The organism is Salmonella sp. NW884 (assembly GCF_051700745.1).
Classification (GTDB): Bacteria; Pseudomonadota; Gammaproteobacteria; order Enterobacterales; family Enterobacteriaceae; genus Salmonella; species Salmonella enterica.
The window spans coordinates 41,394-60,848 of record NZ_JAMMDE010000007.1 but is presented as its reverse complement, the minus strand read 5'-3'; the positions used below and the strand labels follow the sequence as shown (position 1 = coordinate 60,848).

The following is a 19,455-nucleotide window of genomic DNA, read 5'->3' as shown; positions in this document are numbered from 1 at the left end:
AATAAAGGAGATAATGTAAATTATCATGCGCTTTTACAGCATACTTTTTGTGCCAACGCCGGAAAGCCTGACATCTGGCCTTCCGGCGATTTGCCGTTCTTTACGTTAACTGACTCTCTTCCTTGTTGGAGGAGCGAAAACTGATACTGACCAGTGTGCCGCCGCCGGAGGGTTGCGAAAAATTCAGCGTGCCGCCAAGCCGTTCCGCGCGCTCACGCATTATATTCAGACCATAGTGTCCGGCAGGCTCATGCGGTTCGCCGATACCAATGCCATTATCGCGAATATAAACGGTATGATCGCCGTCAGGCGCGGTGACGCAGCTCACGGCGATTTCGCTCGCGTTGGCGTGTTTAATGGCGTTCAGGACCGCTTCACGCACAATTTGCAATAAATGCACCTGCATTTGCGCATCCAGCGCCAGCGTGGGTAAACGGCAATCCAACGTGAGTTTAGCCGGAGTCTGACTCTGTAAATCTTCCAGCATCTCATGCAATGCGGAGGGTAAATCGGCCTGCTGTAACGTCAGACGGAACGTGGTGAGTAGCTCGCGAAGCTGACGGTAGGCGTCGTTCAGCGCTCTGGAAAAATCCGCCATGATGCTTTGCGCGCCGGCGTTATCTTCTGGAATGGCGCGCTTCAAAAGCGTTAACTGAATACGTAAATAAGAAAGTACCTGCGCCAGCGAATCGTGTAACTCACGGGCAATCGTCGCGCGCTCTTCCATTAACAAAAGTTGCTGGAAGTGTTTTTGCGCCTGATTAAAGTACAAACCACGCCCCAGCATCGTGGAGACGCTGTTCAGCAACGGCGTAGAGGCATTAACGTTGGGGCTTTGCCAGTGGAGTTCGCCATAGACCGTGTCCTGCATCGTCACTGGCAGCATTTGCATCGGCAGGTCGGGGCTTTGCGTGCCTTCGCTAATCCGCCAGTTATCGCCCACGGTTAACTCCAGATACCAGGCGGCGTCATGTTCACGGACAATTTGCAAAATATGGCGAAAACAGTGGACATCGATTTGGCTGGTATTCAGCGCCTGGGAGCACTGGTATAACACCTCCAGGCGGCGGTGCGCTTCGTGCAGATCGTGCGTTTTTTCTTCCACCGAGGCTTCCAGCGAACGATAAAGTTTATGCAGCTCGCTCGACATCTGACTAAACGTTTTCGCCAACAATCCCAGCTCATTGGGTAAGCTGGTATCCAGCGGCAGCGGGGCGAACTGACCATGTTCAATTCGCTGACTGGCGGTGACCAGTTGATTCAGCGGGCGAACGACCTGCTGGCGAATACGCCGTAGGGTAAAAAAGACCAGCGTAAATATGCCGATACCGCCCGCCAGCGATATGGCGACGACCAGCATGACTTTACGCTCGGCGTAATGCTGTAACGCCAGAACGAAGAGATCAATTTGATCGACGTAATTGTTGATATTGGACTGATACCAGAGAATGTCGCCATCCTGTAGGCGGCTATTCATCTCCAGCCAGTTGGCGTGCAGGCGCGCGTAGCGAGTTTTCACCGCCTGCGGCACATACCAGGCGTTGAGATTTTGCAGTACCGGCGAGTTGAGCGCGTGCTGGAAAAGTTGACGATGCGCATTAATCTGCGGGCTACGGCTTTGCAGATCGTAACCCAGCCGATAGCTCTGCATTCGTAGCGAACCGGCGATATTGATCGCTTCGGCATCCCGTAAACTGCTGGTCAGCGTCAGTAATGCGCTGCCGGTGGACAGAATAGACAACAGCACAATATAGAAAAAAGCCTTAGCCAGACTGGCCGAGACCGGGCGTTTAACCGTCACACTGGTACTCCCCGCATTTAGCTGAACCGCAATTTCATTTGCTTTGAAATAAATTGATCTGCCACAGGTTCTGGACAGATAGTTGTGCTTCCTGGGCAGATGAACATTGCCGACCCCGCCTTCGTCAGTTAATAACAATGCTCATATAAAGAATAAGGTTTTTGCAACCAAAACAGAAGGACGCCATGAATCGTTTTATTATGGCCAATAGCCAGCAGTGTCTGGGATGCCATGCCTGCGAGGTCGCCTGCGTAATGGCTCACAATGATGAGCGACATGTTCTGACGCCACAGCGCTATCAGCCCCGAATTACTGTCATCAAACATCAGCGCCAGCGCAGCGCGGTTACATGTCACCATTGCGAAGATGCGCCCTGCGCCCGTAGCTGTCCGAACGGCGCGATCGCGCATATTAACGACAGCGTGCAGGTCAATGCGCAGAAGTGCATCGGCTGTAAATCCTGCGTCGTCGCCTGCCCATTCGGCACCATGCAGATGGTATTGACGCCCGTCGCGCCAAACCAGTTCAAAGCCAGCGCGCATAAATGCGATCTGTGTCAGGGACGTGAACAGGGTCCGGCTTGTGTGGAAAATTGCCCGGCGGATGCGCTGCAACTGGTCACCGAAGACTCGTTGACCCGTCTGGCTAAAACGCGACGGCTGCGTACCGCCCGGCAGGAGATTCGCCCCTGGCGTACCGTTGATACACAACACCGTGGGACAGCAAGCAGCAAAGTCGAGCGTATGCAGGCGACGCCGCCGCGCGGCGAACCGGATAAACTGGCGATTGAAGCGCGTAAAACCACCTTTGAGGAAATTTATCTGCCGTTTCGCGCCGCGCAGGCGGAGCGTGAAGCGGCCCGCTGCCTCACATGCGGGGAACACAGTATCTGCGAATGGACCTGTCCGCTGCATAACCATATTCCCCAGTGGATCGAACTGGTGAAAGCCGGCGATATTGATGCGGCGGTAGAGCTTTCCCACCAGACCAACTGTCTGCCGGAAATTACCGGGCGCGTCTGTCCGCAGGATCGGCTATGCGAAGGCGCGTGTACACTCCGCGATGAGTATGGCGCGGTTACCATCGGCAACATTGAGCGCTATATCTCCGATCGCGCTCTGAGCAAAGGCTGGCGTCCCGACCTGTCGGACGTACAGAAGAGCGATAAGCGCGTGGCGATTATCGGCGCGGGGCCGGCAGGTCTTGCCTGCGCTGACGTGCTGGCGCGCCATGGCGTAAGCGCCACCGTCTACGATCGCCACCCTGAAATCGGCGGTTTGCTCACCTTTGGTATTCCGGCTTTCAAACTGGATAAATCTCTGCTGGCGCGCCGTCGGGAAATCTTCAGCGCGATGGGGATTCGTTTCGAGCTTAACTGCGAAGTAGGGAAAGATATTTCTCTGGAGACGCTGCTGGAGAGTTATGACGCCGTCTTTGTCGGGGTAGGAACCTATCGTTCCATGAAGGCTGATTTACCGAATGAAGACGCGCCGGGGGTATATGATGCGTTGCCATTCCTCATCGCCAATACCAAACAGGTGATGGGGCTTCCGGCGTTGCCTGACGAGCCGTTTATTGATACTGCGGGCCTTAACGTGGTTGTGCTGGGCGGCGGTGACACCGCAATGGACTGCGTACGTACGGCGCTGCGTCATGGCGCTGCCAACGTCACCTGCGCCTATCGCCGCGATGAGGCCAATATGCCAGGGTCGAAAAAAGAGGTGAAAAACGCGCGGGAAGAGGGCGCGAACTTTGAATTTAACGTTCAGCCGGTTGAGTTGGTGCTAGATACGCACGGGCGCGCCAGCGGTATTCGCTTTTTGCGTACGCGGCTTGGCGAACCGGATGGTCAGGGGCGACGCCGCCCGGTACCTGTACCGGACAGCGAGTTCGTGATGCCGGCGGATGCGGTCATTATGGCGTTTGGTTTTCATCCGCATGGTATGTCGTGGCTGGAATCGCATGGCGTGAAGGTGGATAACTGGGGACGTATTGCCGCCAGCGTCGAGAGCGAGTTTCGTTACCAGACGTCCAACCCGAAAATCTTCGCCGGCGGCGATGCGGTGCGTGGCGCCGATCTGGTGGTGACAGCGATGGCAGAAGGCCGACATGCCGCACAGGGGATACTCGACTGGTTAGCTAAATAAGCGTATTTGTAGGCCGGTTAAGGCCTGGTACGGTTAAATGATTGAGTGATAAAAAATCTTAAACTTATTGGCTAACCTTACTCCGTTTGCAGAAATGTTGACGCTCGCAGGGCTGAACGCCCTGCGATAAACATTTTCCCGTCGGGTCGACGTTTAACAGGCCTGATGAGGCCAATCTTAGTATTGAAAATAGAGTGTAAATTGAAGGAAGGGACGCTATCAGAATCCCTTCTTAGAGCCTATCCCATTAGGGCTATTTTACTTGCCATTTTGGACCTGGGCAGTGCTCGCCAAAACGCGTTAGCGTTTTGAACGCCGCTTGCGGCGGCCCGAAGGGCGAGCGTAGCGAGTCAAACCTCACGTACTACGTGTACGCTCCGGTTTTTGCGCGCTGTCCGTGTCCAAACTGGCTGCGCCAATAACGCCTGGTAGGACAGGCTCTTAATTTTTATTTTAAGGAACCATATATCTGGTCAACAATCCAGCCATACGTCGCCGCAGGTAATAATCCACTGACAAAAACATTCGGATTCACTTTAGGATTTGCTACCGGCGAGTGCGGCCTGTTACCTAAAATCACAATCGCCATATGATTAACCGGATCGATAGACGTCAGCGTTCCGGTCCATCCGGTATGTCCATACGTTTGCGGACTGGCTAATACCCCGAACGTGGGGGTCATTGAGGCGTTGCCGTTAACGCGCCATCCCAGACCAAAGGTAGCGTCTTCTGGCGAGCGGCGAGTAAACTGCGCAACCGTTTTGTCGTCGAATAGCTTCACGTTACCGTAGCCGCCCCCATTGAGCATGACTTGCATTAACACAGCCATATCATGGGTATCAGAAAACAGTCCGGCGTGTCCTGAAACGCCGCCCATTGAGTACCAGGCTTTTTCATCATGCACCTGGCCCCATAGTGTATTGGTGCGAATATTGGGGAAATGAATCACGCCGTCACGCGTATTGCCGTGTAGTTCCGTTGCGGCGATTTGCGGCGGCGTGAAGCCTTTCATCAGCGGGTTAAAGACGGTATGTTTTAATCCGAGCGGGTTATAAATGGTGGTTTCGACGTAGCGATCTAATGGCATTGCCGTTATCGATTCAATGATAAAACCAAGAATCATATAATCCACGTCGCTGTAGATATGCTTCGACCCAGGTTGATATTCCAGCGGTGTCTTTTTAATCATCTCCAGAGTAGTGCTTTTACTCTGTGAAAATAATTTACCGGCGACGTTTTTATTGGGATATTGTGGGTCGGCAGGAAAGCCCGCGACGTGATGAAGAATATCAATAATGCGGAGTTTATCTTTGCCTTTTATTTTATCCCCAGGCATATCCTTAAAGCCGGGGATGTATTTTGATACCAAATCATTGACATCTATTTTTCCTTCATACACCAGTTTTTGCAATGCAAAGTTAGTGGCATACATTTTTGTGTTTGAAGCCAGGTCATACATCGTGTTAGTGGTCGCCCGAATGGGATGGGCTAACAGCGTGGAACCGTCATATTTTTTGGCATAGCCCCAGGCTTTTTGTAGAACAATATGATTATCTTTTATCACCAGAAGATTGATGCTGGGATATCCGGCATCAATTTGATTTTGAATCCAGCCATCAAGTCGGTGAAGTTTTTGGCTATCAAACCCCACCTGATCAGGGCTCGCGGTGGTCAATACCGGATACTCAACGGCAAAAGCTGAAAGGGAAAACGTCAGTAGAACCGTCGCAACGAGAGTAAATTTCATGATGATTCCCTCAGTCTCACTCCGGCCGTCAAATCATATCGCGAGCATGGACTCTGCGGCCCGGAGAAGCAGAATATGGTCATGGCAGTGACAGAAAAATATGGCTGTACGTCCGTTCAGTCGGCATTAAGGATTAACCCTTCAGCAGACAAAACCGACCTCACGGCGTAATATTAATGCTCTTTTTACACCCTGGAGCCAGCATGTCGCAAACCATTACGCTTATTAAGGATAAAATTCTTTCTGATAATTATTTTACTCTGCGCAACATTACCTATGACCTGACCCGTCGTAATGGCGAGGTTATCCGTCACAAGCGTGAGGTTTACGATCGCGGGAATGGCGCAACTATTCTGCTTTACAACTCAACTAAAAAAACCGTGGTTCTGGTTCGCCAGTTTCGCGTGGCGACATGGGTCAACGGTAATCAAGACGGTATGTTAATTGAAACCTGCGCTGGCCTGCTTGATAACGACGAGCCGGAGGTCTGTATCCGTAAAGAGGCCATTGAAGAGACAGGGTATGACGTTGGCGAGGTACGCAAGATATTTGAGCTGTATATGTCGCCAGGCGGCGTCACGGAGCTGATTCATTTCTTCATTGCCGAATATCATGATAGCGAGCGCGCCAGCATCGGCGGCGGCGTGGAGGACGAAGAGATTGAGGTGCTTGAACTACCGTTTTCCCGGGCGCTGGAAATGGTGCGCTCAGGCGAGATTCGGGACGGTAAGACCGTGTTATTGCTTAACTATTTACAGACGTCTCATCTAATGGACTGAAAAAAAAGAAATATATTTCTTTACACAAAAAAGACCAATCCGATAAATCTGATTGAGAACCCTGAGGCGCGCAAGGAAGATACCGCCTGAGCTGTGTTGTTCTGAATCTGGGGTTGTTCCGTTCATGCGCTACCGCGTTATTCTTTTTTGTCTGTTTGGCCTGTTGCCGGTCCAGCTACTGTGGGCTGCGCCAGCGCAACGGACTTTTTCCGACTGGCAGGTCACCTGCAATAACCAAAATTTTTGCGTAGCGCGCAATACTGGCGAACATCATGGGCTGGTGATGACATTAAGCCGCAGCGCCGGGGCGCGTACCGATGCGGTACTGCGCATCGATCGCGGCGGTTTGGCGCCGCCCGACGCTAAAGAAGCCGCAATTGCGCCTCGCTTATTGCTGGATGGCAAACCGCTTTCGTTCAACAGTCCACACTGGCGCGTGTCGCCCTGGCATCTCATGACCGGCGATCCTGCCACCATCACCACATTTTTACAGACGATTCAGGATGCGCAGGCCATCACCTTAAAAAACGGCGTTCAGACGCTTTCGCTGGCGGGATTAAAAGCGGCATTACTGTTTATCGACGCGCAACAAAAACGTGTGGGCAGCGAAACCGCCTGGATTGAAAAAGGAAACGAACCGCCGCTCAGCGTGCCCCCGGCACCGGCATTAAAGGGGATCGCCGTTATTAATCCAACGCCCGTACCGCTGAGTGAGGAAGAACGCGACGATCTGCTGGACTACGCAGCATGGCGGGTAAACGGCATTCGTTGTTCGCTTGACCCGCTGCGTCGCGAGACGCAGGTCAGCGCGTTGACGGATGATAAAGCGTTATTGATTGTTAACTGCGAAGCTGGCGCCTATAACACTATTGATCTCGCCTGGGTAGTTTCACGCAAAAAAACGCTCGTCTCGCGCGCCGTGCGTTTGCGGCTGCCGTTTAATCGCGGCGTCGAAAGTAATGACATGGAGTTGATGAACGCCTTCTTTGACGAGAAAACGCGCGAGCTGGTGACGTTGGCGAAAGGGCGGGGGTTAACCGACTGTGGTATCCAGACGCGCTGGCGTTATGATGGCGATCGTTTTCATCTGGTGCGTTATGCCGAAGAACCGAGCTGCGATAACTGGCACGGGCCGGATGCCTGGCCTACGCTGTGGATCACGCGTTGAATCCTGGTTGTTATCCCCTTTTCAGAATAGGGATACACCTATTGAGGTTTCATTTATGGTATAGAGATTGCTACGTTACGGTAGGATTGTTACTTTACCCGATAGCCTCACCACAGCAGGAAATAGTATGAAAATAAATAATGGCCCCGTATTATGCCCCCATTGTGGCTGCCTGAGCGCTTATTATGAAATAGATCGGCTGGCGGCGATAAGAGAAAAAGTGAATAAAGAAGGCGGATCAGCGGCGTGGGATTCAACATTGCAGGCGCATAAAAAAAAGGCCTTTTGCCTGATGTGCCATAAATCCATTGATGAGGTCGTCATCGGGCAGTCAGATGCGCCTGAGTCTACGAAGTAATTTTGCACAGCCTACAGAACAGGTCTGCAGACTGCGCAAAGTCTGTGTTGCTAACGCTCGCCTTAGCCTTTGATGTTCAGCACCCGGCGGGCTTTTTCTACAATATTTTCCACGGTAAAGCCAAAATACGGGAACAGTTTGTCAGCCGGGGCGGATTCACCGTATCCCGTCATGCCGATAATTGCGCCTTTTAGGCCAACATATTTATACCAGTAGTCGGCTATACCGGCTTCCACCGCGACGCGGGCGGTCACGTGCGCCGGTAGCACTGATTCGCGATATGCCTCGTCCTGCGCATCGAAAATATCCGTTGAAGGCAACGACACCACGCGAACGTTATGCCCCTCGCCAGTCAATTTTTCCGCCGCCTGGAGGGTAATTTCCATTTCCGATCCGGTAGCGATCAGAATGATATCCGGCTTGCCGCCGCTATCTTTGAGAATATAACCGCCGCGGGCAATTGCTTTCACCTGTTCCGGCGTGCGTTCCACCTGCGCCAGATTTTGCCGCGAGAGAATCAACGCCGTCGGCCCGTGCTGACGTTCAATGGCCAGCTTCCAGCCGACCGCCGCCTCAACCTGATCGCAGGGACGCCAGGTGCTGAAGTTTGGCGTTAAGCGCAGGCTCGCCAGTTGTTCCACGGCCTGGTGCGTCGGGCCATCTTCGCCCAAACCGATGGAGTCGTGGGTATAGACCATAATCTGCCGGGCTTTCATTAAGGCCGCCATACGCGCCGCGTTACGCGCATATTCGACAAACATCAGAAACGTGGCGGTATACGGTACAAAGCCGCCGTGATGGGCGATGCCGTTGGCAATGGCGGTCATGCCGAATTCGCGCACGCCATAGTGAATATAATTACCTGCCGGATCCTCTTTCAACGAGGTCGAACCTTTCCAGATAGTCAGGTTGCTCGGCGCCAGATCCGCCGATCCGCCCAACAGTTCCGGCAACAGGGGACCGTAGGCATTGAGCGTATTTTGCGATGCTTTACGGGTGGCGATTTTGGCCGGATTAGCCTGCAAGTCGTTAATAAATTTTTGCGTGGCGGATTCCCATGCCTCCGGCAGTCCGCCGCTCATCCGGCGGGTAAACTCCGCGGCCAGCTCAGGATAAGCCTTCTCATAAGCTGCAAACTTTTCCTGCCACTGCTGCTGCGCTTTCTCGCCTTTTTCACGGCCATCCCACGCGCGGTAAATCTCTTTTGGGATCTCGAATGCCGGATGGTGCCATCCCAGCTTCTGGCGGGTCAGCGCCACCTCTTCTTCGCCCAGCGCCGCGCCGTGCGACTCCTCCTTCCCGGCTTTATTCGGCGAGCCAAAACCTATCACCGTCCGACAGATAATTAGCGAGGGTTTATCTTTTACGCTCTGGGCTTCCAGAATGGCTTTTTTCACCGCCTCCGGATCGTGTCCGTCAATGTCATGCACGACATGCCAGTGGTAGGCTTCAAAACGTTTGGCGGTATCGTCGGTAAACCAGCCTTCGGTTTCGCCATCAATGGAGATGCCGTTGTGATCGTAAAAGCCGATCAGTTTGCCCAGTCCCAGCGTACCAGCCAGCGAACACACCTCATGCGAGATCCCCTCCATCAGACAGCCGTCGCCCATAAAGACATAGGTGTAGTGGTCGACAATCTCATGGTTCGGCCGGTTGAACTGTGCGCCTAACGTACGCTCGGCAATCGCCAGCCCGACGGCATTCGCCAGCCCCTGGCCCAGCGGCCCGGTGGTGGTTTCAACGCCGGGCGTATAGCCAATCTCCGGGTGACCTGGCGTTTTAGAGTGCAGTTGACGGAAGTTTTTTAGCTCCTCCAGCGGCAGGTCATACCCGGTTAAATGCAGCAGACTATAGAGCAGCATGGAGGCGTGACCGTTGGAAAGGATAAAACGGTCACGGTCATACCAGGTCGGATCGGTGGGGTTATGTTTAAGAAAATCGTTCCATAGCACTTCAGCGATATCCGCCATCCCCATCGGCGCGCCGGGGTGCCCGGAATTGGCTTTTTGAACGGCATCCATGCTCAGCGCACGAATCGCATTGGCAAGGTCTTTACGGGACATAAATCACTCCATGCAAGGTTTATAGTTTGGCGGCAAGCAGGTCTTCCAGTTTGCGCTGGTCAACGGCAAAAAGACGGATACCTTCCGACAGCTTCTCTACGGCCATCGCGTCCTGATTATGTTCCCAGCGGAACTCCGCTTCCGTCATTGGCGTAGGACGGTGGAACATCTGTGAGGAAGGCACCAGTTTACGGATTACCGGTTCTTCTTTTTCTTTCAGCTCCTTAAGCAGGTTAGGGGAGATAGTCAGTCGATCGCAGCCGGTTAGCGCGAGGATTTGCTCAGTACGGCGGAAACTTGCCCCCATCACGATGGTTTCATAGCGATGCTGTTTAAAGTAATCGTAGATATTGCGTACCGATTTCACGCCGGGATCTTCCTCCACGACATACGGTTCCAGCGGACTACGCGCCTGATACCAGTCGTAAATTCGGCCCACGAACGGAGAGATTAAATAGACGCCCGCTTCGGCGCAGGCGCGCGCCTGGGCAAAAGAGAACAACAACGTCAGGTTGCAATTAATGCCTTCTTTTTCGAGCTGTTCGGCGGCGCGAATACCTTCCCAGGTCGCGGCGAGCTTGATCAGAATGCGTGATTTATCAACATCCTGCTGCTGGTAGAGACCCACCAGATGGCGCGCTTTCTCGATACTTTTTTCTTTATCGAATGATAACCGCGCGTCGACTTCAGTGGAGACGCGACCGGGAATACTTTTCAGTATTTCCGCGCCAAAATTGACCGCCAGTTTATCGCTGGCTGCCGCAACCTGCTGTTCCTGCGTACCGCCGTGTTTTTTCCCCCAGGCAATCGCATCCTCAATCAAATGACCATACTGCTCAAGCCCGGCGGCTTTCAACAGTAAAGAGGGATTTGTCGTGGCATCCTGCGGCTGGTAATGGCGGATGGACTCGATGTCGCCGCTGTCGGCGACGACGGTAGTGAATTGTTTGATGCCGTCTAGCTGGTTCATAGGAAATACTCCTTGAAAAGTAAAGTGTTAGATGAGTGTGTTGATTCACACTTCTGAAAGATTGATACACTACATAACCAAAAAGCATAGCAGACAGGCATGGTATTGCTGGTATAAGCAGGTAACATGGCCGTTATAAGTTGATAACAAACTCTTGCGCTGCGTCGTGATAGTTTGCAGACCTTCAAAGTTTGTGTTGCGCAGTACGGTGATAATGTGCGGCGCACCAGGCCGCGTCACTTTTTGAACGATACGTGAAAGGAACAACAAGATGGATGAGCAGTTAAAACAAAGCGCCCTTGATTTCCACGAATTTCCGGTACCCGGTAAAATTCAGGTTTCTCCGACTAAGCCCCTTGCCACCCAACGCGATCTGGCGTTGGCTTACTCGCCAGGCGTGGCGGCGCCCTGCCTGGAAATCGAAAAAGATCCGCTGGCAGCCTACAAATACACCGCGCGCGGCAACCTTGTCGCGGTCATTTCCAACGGTACAGCGGTGCTGGGGTTAGGCAACATTGGCGCGCTGGCCGGCAAGCCGGTCATGGAAGGCAAAGGCGTTCTGTTTAAAAAATTCGCCGGCATTGATGTGTTTGACATTGAAGTCGATGAGCTTGATCCGGACAAATTTATCAATGTGGTCGCAGCGCTGGAGCCGACCTTTGGCGGCATTAACCTCGAAGACATTAAAGCGCCGGAATGTTTCTACATTGAACAGAAACTGCGCGAGCGCATGAACATCCCGGTTTTCCATGACGATCAGCACGGAACGGCGATCATCAGTACGGCCGCCATTCTTAATGGCCTGCGAGTCGTAGAGAAAAATATTTCCGACGTACGGATGGTCGTCTCCGGCGCAGGGGCGGCGGCAATCGCTTGTATGAACCTGCTGGTCGCGTTGGGGATGCAAAAGCACAATATCGTGGTGTGCGACTCCAAAGGCGTTATTTACAAAGGCCGTGAGCCAAATATGGCGGAGACCAAAGCGGCCTATGCGGTAGACGACAGCGGCAAGCGCACGCTGGATGAGGTCATTGACGGCGCGGATATTTTCCTCGGCTGTTCAGGCCCGAAAGTGCTGACTCAGGAGATGGTGAAGAAAATGGCCCGCGCGCCAATGATTCTGGCGCTGGCTAACCCGGAACCGGAAATTCTGCCGCCGCTGGCGAAAGAAGTGCGTCCGGACGCCATCATCTGTACCGGTCGTTCCGACTATCCGAACCAGGTGAACAACGTATTGTGCTTCCCGTTTATCTTCCGCGGCGCACTGGACGTCGGCGCGACGGCGATCAACGAAGAGATGAAACTGGCGGCGGTCCGTGCGATTGCCGAGCTGGCGCACGCCGAACAGAGCGAAGTGGTGGCCTCGGCCTATGGCGATCAGGACCTGAGCTTTGGGCCGGAATACATTATTCCGAAACCGTTTGACCCGCGTCTGATTGTCAAAATCGCTCCGGCGGTCGCGAAAGCGGCAATGGATTCCGGCGTGGCGACGCGCCCGATTGCTGACTTTGATGCCTATATCGATAAACTGACCGAGTTTGTCTACAAAACCAACCTGTTCATGAAGCCGATCTTCTCGCAGGCACGCAAAGATCCGAAGCGTGTAGTGCTGCCGGAAGGGGAAGAGGCGCGCGTGCTGCACGCAACCCAGGAGTTGATAACCCTGGGGCTGGCGAAGCCCATCCTGATCGGACGTCCGAGCGTGATCGAAATGCGTATCCAGAAACTGGGGCTACAGATCAAAGCGGGCGTTGATTTCGAGATCGTGAATAATGAATCCGATCCGCGCTTCAAAGAGTACTGGAGCGAGTATTACCAGATCATGAAGCGTCGCGGGGTAACTCAGGAACAGGCGCAGCGTGCGATGATCGGCAACCATACGGCCATTGGCGCGATCATGGTGCAGCGTGGGGAAGCGGATGCGATGATCTGCGGCACCATCGGCGACTACCATGAGCATTTCAGCGTCGTGAAAGCGGTCTTTGGCTACCGTGACGGCGTGCATACGGCAGGGGCGATGAACGCCTTACTGCTGCCAAGCGGCAACACTTTTATCGCCGATACTTATGTTAACGAAGATCCCACGCCGGAACAGTTGGCGGAGATCGCCGTAATGGCGGCGGAAACCGTTCGCCGCTTTGGTATTGAGCCGAAAGTCGCGCTGTTGTCGCACTCTAACTTTGGTTCCTCAAATTCGCTGTCCGCCAGCAAAATGCGCGAAACCCTTGAGCGGGTACGCGAACGAGCGCCCGATCTGATGATTGACGGTGAGATGCACGGTGATGCGGCGTTGGTGGAAAGTATTCGTAATGACCGGATGCCGGATAGCCCGCTGAAGGGAGCCGCCAATATTCTGGTGATGCCGAATATGGAAGCCGCCCGCATTAGTTACAACTTACTCCGCGTCTCCAGTTCCGAAGGCGTCACGGTCGGCCCGGTCCTGATGGGCGTGTCTAAACCGGTACATGTATTAACGCCGATCGCCTCTGTACGCCGTATCGTGAATATGGTGGCGTTAGCGGTAGTTGAAGCGCAAACCACGCCGCTTTAATAACGCATTACTCTCTCTTCTGGCGCAGGTTCTCCTGCGCTTTTTTTATGCGCCGCTGGGCTTCGCCATGGCATGAAAGGCTCGGGTGGGGATATTCTGGAACCTATTGCGTTACCCCTACTTATTTCACTGAATCTGTACTATGCACAAATCGAGTGATACGCATTATTTTTATCAATAATAGTAATACAAAGAATAGCCGGTGGGTATTTATTGAGGAACAAGCTTAAATTCAGAATGACGCCTGAAAATGTGATGCACCACGATATTTATCGTTAACACCTTCGACAGAAGTCCCTTTTATTTTCTTTCTCTTAGTGATCTACCTCACCTTTTACATCACCTTGCCGAATTTTGTTATTTACTCCGACAAAAAATTGCCACGATGACGGCAGTTTCAGTGGAGACGGTGAGCAATGAATAAAGAACGCATTATTCAGGAATTTGTGCCGGGCAAACAGGTCACGCTGGCGCATCTCATTGCGCACCCTGGTGAAGAACTGGCGAAAAAGATCGGCGTTCCCGATGCTGGCGCGATTGGCATTATGACCTTAACGCCGGGAGAAACGGCCATGATCGCTGGCGATTTAGCGATGAAGGCTGCGGATGTACACATCGGTTTTCTCGACAGATTTAGCGGTGCGCTGGTGATTTATGGCACCGTCGGCGCAGTAGAAGAAGCGCTATTACAGACGGTCAGCGGGCTGGGGCGATTATTAAACTTTACCCTGTGTGAGTTAACAAAAAGTTAATTGGTGGCGGTAATGAAACGTATTGCTTTTGTCGGCGCGGTCGGTGCCGGAAAGACAACGCTTTTTAACGCGTTACGGGGAAATTATTCCCTCGCCAGAAAAACGCAGGCCGTGGAATTTAATGATCATGGCGATATCGATACGCCGGGTGAATATTTTAGCCATCCCCGTTGGTATCACGCCTTAATTACCACGTTGCAGGATGTGGACACGCTGATTTATGTCCACGCGGCAAACGATAAAGAAAGTCGCTTACCTGCCGGGTTATTGGATGTTGGAACCCGTAAACGACATATCGCCGTTATCAGCAAAACGGACATGCCGGATGCCGACGTCGCTGCTACGCGGCAGTTGCTTTGCGAGACTGGATTCCGGGAGCCGATTTTCGAGCTCAACGGCCACGACCCGCAAAGCGTGCGGCAGTTGGTGGATTATCTGGCGGCTCTCAGTGAACAGGAGGAAGAGGCAGGTGAAAAAACTTATCACAGCTAACGATATTCGTGCGGCCCACGCCCGCGGCGAACAGGCGATGTCGGTAGTGCTGCGCGCCAGCATTATTACCCCGGAGGCTCGCGAAGTGGCGGAACTACTGGGCTTCACGATTACCGAATGCGACGAGCCCGTCCCGGCATCCACATCGGCGCAGGCGTGTAAAAGCGAAAGCCAGCGCATTCGGGAAGCCATCATCGCGCAGCTCCCGGAAGGGCAGTTTACTGAAAGCCTGGTGGCGCAGTTGATGGAAAAAGTGCTGAAGGAAAAGCAGTCGCTGGAACTGGGGACGATGCAGCCGAGCTTTACCTCCGTCACGGGTAAAGGCGGCGTGAAAGTCATTGACGGCAGCAGCGTGAAATTTGGCCGCTTCGACGGCGCCGAACCGCACTGCGTCGGCTTAACCGATCTGGTTACAGAGCAGGATGGCAGCAGCATGGCCGCCGGGTTTATGCAGTGGGACAACGCCTTTTTCCCGTGGACGCTGAACTACGACGAAATCGACATGGTGCTGGAGGGCGAATTGCACGTACGCCATGAAGGCGAAACCATGATTGCCAAAGCCGGAGATGTCATGTTCATCCCTAAAGGCTCCAGCATTGAATTTGGCACGCCAACGTCCGTGCGCTTTCTGTACGTCGCCTGGCCTGCAAACTGGCAATCCGTATGAACGATTTCATCACCGAAACGTGGCTCAGAGCGAATCACACGCTCAGCGAAGGATCGGAAATCCATCTGCCCGCTGATGCACGACTGACGCCCTCGGCCCGGGAACTGCTGGAAAGTCGTCGCCTGCGCATTAAGTTTCTGGATCAGCAAGGCCGGCTGTTTGTCGATGATGACGAACAGCAGCCGCAGCCGGTACATGGCTTAACCAGTAGCGATACGCACCCACAGGCCTGCTGTGAACTGTGCCGCCAGCCGGTGGTGAAAAAGCCCGATACGCTGACCCATCTGACGGCGGACAAAATGGTCGCCAAAAGCGACCCGCGCCTCGGCTTTCGCGCCGCGCTCGACAGCGCCATCGCGCTAACCGTGTGGCTACAAATCGAACTGGCGGAACCCTGGCAGCCGTGGCTTTTCGATATCCGCTCGCGGCTGGGCAACATTATGCGCGCCGACGCTATAGATGAACCGCTGGCGGCGCAGTCTATCGTCGGGCTCAACGAGGATGAGCTGCATCGGCTTTCCCACCAGCCGCTGCGCTATCTCGACCACGATCACCTGGTGCCGGAGGCCAGCCACGGTCGCGATGCGGCGCTGCTTAATCTCCTGCGAACCAAAGTCCGTGAAACGGAAACCCTCGCCGCACAAGTGTTTATTACCCGTAGTTTTGAGGTCTTGCGCCCGGACATTTTACAGGCGCTGAACCGTCTCTCCAGCACGGTTTACGTGATGATGATTTTGAGCGTGGCGAAACATCCGCTGGCGGTCGCCCAAATTCAACAACGGTTGGGAGAGAAGCCATGATCATTGAACGCGCCCGCGAACTGGCGGTACGCGCCCCCGCCAGAGTCGTCTTTCCCGATGCGCTGGACGAACGCGTGCTGAAAGCGGCGCATTACCTGCAACAGTGCGGTCTGGCTCGCCCCGTTCTGGTCGCCAGTCCGTTTGCGCTGCGTCAGTTTGCCCTGAGTCATCGTATGGCGATGGATGGCATTCAGGTCATCGACCCACACAGCAACCTGAGTATGCGCCAGCGTTTTGCGCAACGCTGGCTTGCCCGTGCCGGAGAAAAAACGCCGCCGGACGCAGTGGAAAAGCTTAGCGACCCGCTAATGTTCGCTGCCGCCATGGTGAGCGCCGGTGAGGCTGATGTGTGTATCGCAGGCAACCTGTCGTCAACGGCGAATGTGCTGCGCGCAGGGCTGCGGGTGATTGGCCTGCAACCCGGGTGCAAAACATTGTCGTCTATTTTCCTGATGCTGCCGCAGTATGCCGGCCCGGCATTAGGGTTCGCCGATTGCAGCGTAGTGCCGCAGCCGACGGCGGCGCAGCTGGCGGATATCGCTATCGCCAGCGCCGACACCTGGCGGGCCATTACCGGCGAAGAGCCGCGCGTGGCGATGCTGTCATTTTCAAGCAACGGCAGCGCCCGTCACCCCAATGTTGCCAACGTGCAGCAGGCGACAGAGCTCGTTCGCGAACGTGCGCCGCAACTGCTTGTGGACGGTGAATTGCAGTTTGACGCCGCTTTTGTACCGGAGGTCGCCGCGCAAAAAGCGCCTGACAGCCCGCTGCAAGGCCGCGCCAACGTGATGATTTTCCCGTCGCTGGAGGCGGGCAATATTGGCTACAAAATCGCTCAGCGTCTGGGAGGCTATCGCGCTGTTGGGCCACTAATTCAGGGGCTTGCCGCGCCGCTTCACGACCTCTCCCGAGGCTGTAGCGTGCAGGAAATTATCGAACTGGCGTTGGTGGCAGCCGTGCCGCGCCAGGCTGACGTGAGCCGCGAACGCAGCTTACACACACTGGTTGAATGAACGGTCCCGTTCTGGACCCCTTTAATGAGAGGAAAACACGATGGAAGCATTAGGAATGATTGAAACCCGGGGCCTGGTTGCGCTGATTGAGGCCTCAGATGCGATGGTAAAAGCCGCACGCGTGAAGCTGGTCGGCGTGAAGCAGATTGGCGGTGGCCTGTGTACGGCCATGGTGCGTGGCGACGTGGCGGCGTGCAAAGCCGCAACCGATGCTGGCGCCGCTGCGGCGCAGCGCATTGGCGAGCTGGTCTCTGTACACGTGATTCCACGCCCGCACGGCGATCTGGAAGAAGTGTTCCCGATCAGCTTCAAAGGCGACAGCAACATTTGATGGTAGGCCGGATAAGACGCGCAGCGTCGCCATCCGGCATGAATGCGCGCCATTGCCTGATGGTGCGCAGATTCAAGGCCTACGACCCAACGGGCAATCCATGGAGGCGGATATGAAACTGGCAGTCGTCACAGGACAAATCGTATGTACCGTCCGCCATCAGGGACTGGCGCATGACAAATTGCTGATGGTGGAAATGATCGATGCCCAGGGCAACCCCGACGGGCAGTGTGCCGTCGCTATCGACAGTATCGGGGCGGGAACCGGAGAGTGGGTACTGCTGGTCAGCGGCAGTTCCGCACGCCAGGCGCATCGCAGCGAATTATCACCGGTCGATCTGTGCGTCATTGGCATCGTCGATGAAGTGGTGGCTGGCGGGAAAGTGGTTTTCCATAAATAGGACTGAACATCATGAATCAACAGGATATTGAACAGGTGGTGAAAGCGGTACTGCTGAAAATGAAAGACAGCAGCCAGCCGGCCAGCACTGTTCATGAGATGGGCGTTTTTGCCTCCCTGGATGACGCAGTGGCGGCAGCAAAACGGGCCCAGCAGGGGCTGAAGAGCGTGGCGATGCGCCAGCTTGCCATTCATGCCATTCGCGAAGCGGGCGAAAAACACGCCCGAGAATTAGCGGAACTTGCCGTCAGCGAAACCGGCATGGGACGCGTTGACGATAAATTTGCTAAAAACGTGGCGCAGGCGCGCGGCACGCCGGGCGTCGAGTGTTTATCTCCGCAGGTGCTGACCGGCGATAACGGCCTGACATTGATTGAAAATGCGCCGTGGGGCGTGGTGGCCTCGGTCACGCCGTCCACCAATCCGGCGGCGACGGTGATTAATAACGCCATCAGCCTGATTGCCGCAGGCAACAGCGTCGTGTTTGCCCCGCATCCGGCGGCGAAAAAGGTCTCTCAGCGGGCAATCACCCTCCTCAATCAGGCGGTGGTCGCCGCCGGCGGCCCGGAAAATCTGCTGGTCACCGTGGCGAACCCGGATATCGAAACCGCCCAGCGGCTGTTCAAGTACCCCGGTATTGGCCTGCTGGTGGTGACCGGCGGCGAAGCGGTGGTGGACGCGGCGCGCAAACATACTAATAAACGCCTGATTGCCGCCGGTGCAGGCAATCCCCCGGTGGTGGTGGATGAGACCGCCGACCTGCCGCGCGCCGCACAATCCATCGTCAAAGGCGCGTCGTTTGATAACAACATCATCTGTGCCGACGAAAAAGTGCTGATTGTGGTGGATAGCGTCGCCGACGAGCTGATGCGCCTGATGGAAGGTCAGCACGCGGTGAAACTGACCGCCGCTCAGGCCGAACTGCTCCAGCCGGTGCTGCTGAAGAATATCGATGAACGCGGCAAAGGCACCGTCAGCCGTGACTGGGTCGGTCGTGACGCGGGCAAGATCGCCGCAGCCATCGGCCTGAACGTCCCGGATCAAACGCGCCTGCTGTTTGTGGAAACGCCAGCTAACCATCCGTTTGCCGTCACTGAAATGATGATGCCGGTACTGCCGGTGGTGCGGGTCGCCAACGTCGAAGAAGCCATCGCCCTGGCGGTACAACTTGAAGGCGGTTGCCACCATACGGCGGCGATGCACTCGCGCAATATCGACAACATGAACCAGATGGCGAACGCCATTGATACCAGTATTTTCGTCAAAAACGGTCCGTGCATTGCTGGTCTCGGACTGGGCGGTGAAGGCTGGACCACCATGACTATCACCACGCCAACCGGCGAAGGCGTGACCAGCGCGCGTACCTTTGTGCGGCTGCGTCGATGCGTGCTGGTGGATGCGTTTCGCATTGTATAAG

General features: G+C 54.7%; 17 protein-coding genes. 13 read left to right on the top strand and 4 right to left on the bottom strand.

Annotation, left to right across the window (positions count from 1 at the left end; translation table 11 throughout):
• Window positions 1-100: 100 nt before the first annotated feature.
• On the bottom strand, window positions 101-1,801 hold the full coding sequence (gene narQ, locus NA197_RS15840; RefSeq protein WP_064042924.1) for a nitrate/nitrite two-component system sensor histidine kinase NarQ: 1,701 nt from the start codon (window positions 1,799-1,801) through the stop codon (window positions 101-103).
• 185 nt (window positions 1,802-1,986) lie between these two features.
• On the opposite strand from narQ, the gene aegA reads away from it, so the two are divergent.
• A complete protein-coding gene (aegA, locus tag NA197_RS15835) occupies window positions 1,987-3,948 on the top strand; it encodes a formate-dependent uric acid utilization protein AegA (RefSeq protein WP_064042925.1) in 1,962 nt (653 codons plus the stop codon).
• Between the two features lie 448 nt (window positions 3,949-4,396).
• Here aegA and pbp4b read toward each other — a convergent pair whose 3' ends face one another.
• The gene (gene pbp4b / locus NA197_RS15830; RefSeq protein ID WP_001581635.1) at window positions 4,397-5,695 is read right to left on the bottom strand and encodes a penicillin binding protein PBP4B; all 1,299 of its coding nucleotides are present in this window, start codon (window positions 5,693-5,695) and stop codon (window positions 4,397-4,399) included.
• Window positions 5,696-5,898: 203 nt separating this feature from the next.
• Between pbp4b and nudK the strand changes: the two genes are divergently transcribed.
• From nudK to NA197_RS15815, 3 genes are all read left to right on the top strand, one after another.
• Window positions 5,899-6,474 (top strand): GDP-mannose pyrophosphatase NudK, encoded by a 576-nt coding sequence (gene nudK / locus NA197_RS15825; protein WP_000084037.1) that lies wholly within the window; start codon window positions 5,899-5,901, stop codon window positions 6,472-6,474.
• Window positions 6,475-6,598: 124 nt separating this feature from the next.
• Complete coding sequence (locus NA197_RS15820) at window positions 6,599-7,642, top strand: DUF1176 domain-containing protein (protein WP_001581632.1); 1,044 nt, start codon at window positions 6,599-6,601, stop codon at window positions 7,640-7,642.
• Between the two features lie 127 nt (window positions 7,643-7,769).
• Window positions 7,770-8,000 carry a hypothetical protein gene (locus NA197_RS15815; protein WP_000700635.1) on the top strand — a complete coding sequence of 77 codons (231 nt, stop codon included), beginning with the start codon at window positions 7,770-7,772 and terminating at the stop codon, window positions 7,998-8,000.
• A gap of 62 nt (window positions 8,001-8,062) precedes the next feature.
• Here NA197_RS15815 and tkt read toward each other — a convergent pair whose 3' ends face one another.
• Entirely contained in the window at window positions 8,063-10,063 is a 2,001-nt protein-coding gene (gene tkt, locus NA197_RS15810) for a transketolase (protein WP_023218196.1), read from the bottom strand.
• A gap of 19 nt (window positions 10,064-10,082) precedes the next feature.
• A complete protein-coding gene (gene tal / locus NA197_RS15805) occupies window positions 10,083-11,033 on the bottom strand; it encodes a transaldolase (protein ID WP_001072449.1) in 951 nt (316 codons plus the stop codon).
• Window positions 11,034-11,304: 271 nt separating this feature from the next.
• Here tal and maeB point away from each other — a divergent pair, with 271 nt between their 5' ends.
• From maeB to NA197_RS15760, 9 genes are all read left to right on the top strand, one after another.
• Window positions 11,305-13,584, top strand: coding sequence for an NADP-dependent oxaloacetate-decarboxylating malate dehydrogenase (maeB, locus tag NA197_RS15800; protein WP_000344299.1), 2,280 nt, complete (start codon window positions 11,305-11,307; stop codon window positions 13,582-13,584).
• Window positions 13,585-14,000: 416 nt separating this feature from the next.
• On the top strand, window positions 14,001-14,336 hold the full coding sequence (gene eutS / locus NA197_RS15795) for an ethanolamine utilization microcompartment protein EutS (RefSeq protein ID WP_001031445.1): 336 nt from the start codon (window positions 14,001-14,003) through the stop codon (window positions 14,334-14,336).
• 12 nt (window positions 14,337-14,348) lie between these two features.
• Window positions 14,349-14,828: an ethanolamine utilization acetate kinase EutP gene (gene eutP / locus NA197_RS15790; RefSeq protein WP_000820754.1), complete on the top strand. Its 480-nt coding sequence runs from the start codon at window positions 14,349-14,351 to the stop codon at window positions 14,826-14,828.
• Entirely contained in the window at window positions 14,806-15,495 is a 690-nt protein-coding gene (gene eutQ, locus NA197_RS15785) for an ethanolamine utilization acetate kinase EutQ (RefSeq protein ID WP_000733861.1), read from the top strand. The genes eutP and eutQ overlap by 23 nt, the downstream gene beginning before the upstream one ends.
• Window positions 15,492-16,295: an ethanolamine utilization cob(I)yrinic acid a,c-diamide adenosyltransferase EutT gene (gene eutT, locus NA197_RS15780; protein WP_001581618.1), complete on the top strand. Its 804-nt coding sequence runs from the start codon at window positions 15,492-15,494 to the stop codon at window positions 16,293-16,295. The genes eutQ and eutT overlap by 4 nt, the downstream gene beginning before the upstream one ends.
• Complete coding sequence (gene pta, locus NA197_RS15775; protein WP_000582914.1) at window positions 16,292-17,308, top strand: phosphate acetyltransferase; 1,017 nt, start codon at window positions 16,292-16,294, stop codon at window positions 17,306-17,308. The genes eutT and pta overlap by 4 nt, the downstream gene beginning before the upstream one ends.
• A 40-nt stretch (window positions 17,309-17,348) precedes the next feature.
• The gene (gene eutM / locus NA197_RS15770) at window positions 17,349-17,639 is read left to right on the top strand and encodes an ethanolamine utilization microcompartment protein EutM (protein WP_000387716.1); all 291 of its coding nucleotides are present in this window, start codon (window positions 17,349-17,351) and stop codon (window positions 17,637-17,639) included.
• Between the two features lie 112 nt (window positions 17,640-17,751).
• Window positions 17,752-18,039 carry an ethanolamine utilization microcompartment protein EutN gene (eutN, locus tag NA197_RS15765; protein ID WP_001522340.1) on the top strand — a complete coding sequence of 96 codons (288 nt, stop codon included), beginning with the start codon at window positions 17,752-17,754 and terminating at the stop codon, window positions 18,037-18,039.
• Window positions 18,040-18,050: 11 nt separating this feature from the next.
• Window positions 18,051-19,454 (top strand): aldehyde dehydrogenase family protein, encoded by a 1,404-nt coding sequence (locus NA197_RS15760; RefSeq protein WP_064043389.1) that lies wholly within the window; start codon window positions 18,051-18,053, stop codon window positions 19,452-19,454.
• Window position 19,455 lies beyond the last annotated feature (1 nt).

What these genes read in the sequence shown, in the direction of transcription:
- aegA (WP_064042925.1), top strand. Translation starts at nt 1,987, where the DNA reads ATGAATCGTTTTATTATGGCCAATAGCCAGCAGTGTCTGGGATGCCAT.
- pbp4b (WP_001581635.1), bottom strand. Translation starts at nt 5,695, where the DNA reads ATGAAATTTACTCTCGTTGCGACGGTTCTACTGACGTTTTCCCTTTCA.
- nudK (WP_000084037.1), top strand. Translation starts at nt 5,899, where the DNA reads ATGTCGCAAACCATTACGCTTATTAAGGATAAAATTCTTTCTGATAAT.
- NA197_RS15820 (WP_001581632.1), top strand. Translation starts at nt 6,599, where the DNA reads ATGCGCTACCGCGTTATTCTTTTTTGTCTGTTTGGCCTGTTGCCGGTC.
- NA197_RS15815 (WP_000700635.1), top strand. Translation starts at nt 7,770, where the DNA reads ATGAAAATAAATAATGGCCCCGTATTATGCCCCCATTGTGGCTGCCTG.
- tkt (WP_023218196.1), bottom strand. Translation starts at nt 10,063, where the DNA reads ATGTCCCGTAAAGACCTTGCCAATGCGATTCGTGCGCTGAGCATGGAT.
- tal (WP_001072449.1), bottom strand. Translation starts at nt 11,033, where the DNA reads ATGAACCAGCTAGACGGCATCAAACAATTCACTACCGTCGTCGCCGAC.
- maeB (WP_000344299.1), top strand. Translation starts at nt 11,305, where the DNA reads ATGGATGAGCAGTTAAAACAAAGCGCCCTTGATTTCCACGAATTTCCG.
- eutS (WP_001031445.1), top strand. Translation starts at nt 14,001, where the DNA reads ATGAATAAAGAACGCATTATTCAGGAATTTGTGCCGGGCAAACAGGTC.
- eutP (WP_000820754.1), top strand. Translation starts at nt 14,349, where the DNA reads ATGAAACGTATTGCTTTTGTCGGCGCGGTCGGTGCCGGAAAGACAACG.
- eutT (WP_001581618.1), top strand. Translation starts at nt 15,492, where the DNA reads ATGAACGATTTCATCACCGAAACGTGGCTCAGAGCGAATCACACGCTC.
- pta (WP_000582914.1), top strand. Translation starts at nt 16,292, where the DNA reads ATGATCATTGAACGCGCCCGCGAACTGGCGGTACGCGCCCCCGCCAGA.
- eutM (WP_000387716.1), top strand. Translation starts at nt 17,349, where the DNA reads ATGGAAGCATTAGGAATGATTGAAACCCGGGGCCTGGTTGCGCTGATT.
- eutN (WP_001522340.1), top strand. Translation starts at nt 17,752, where the DNA reads ATGAAACTGGCAGTCGTCACAGGACAAATCGTATGTACCGTCCGCCAT.
- NA197_RS15760 (WP_064043389.1), top strand. Translation starts at nt 18,051, where the DNA reads ATGAATCAACAGGATATTGAACAGGTGGTGAAAGCGGTACTGCTGAAA.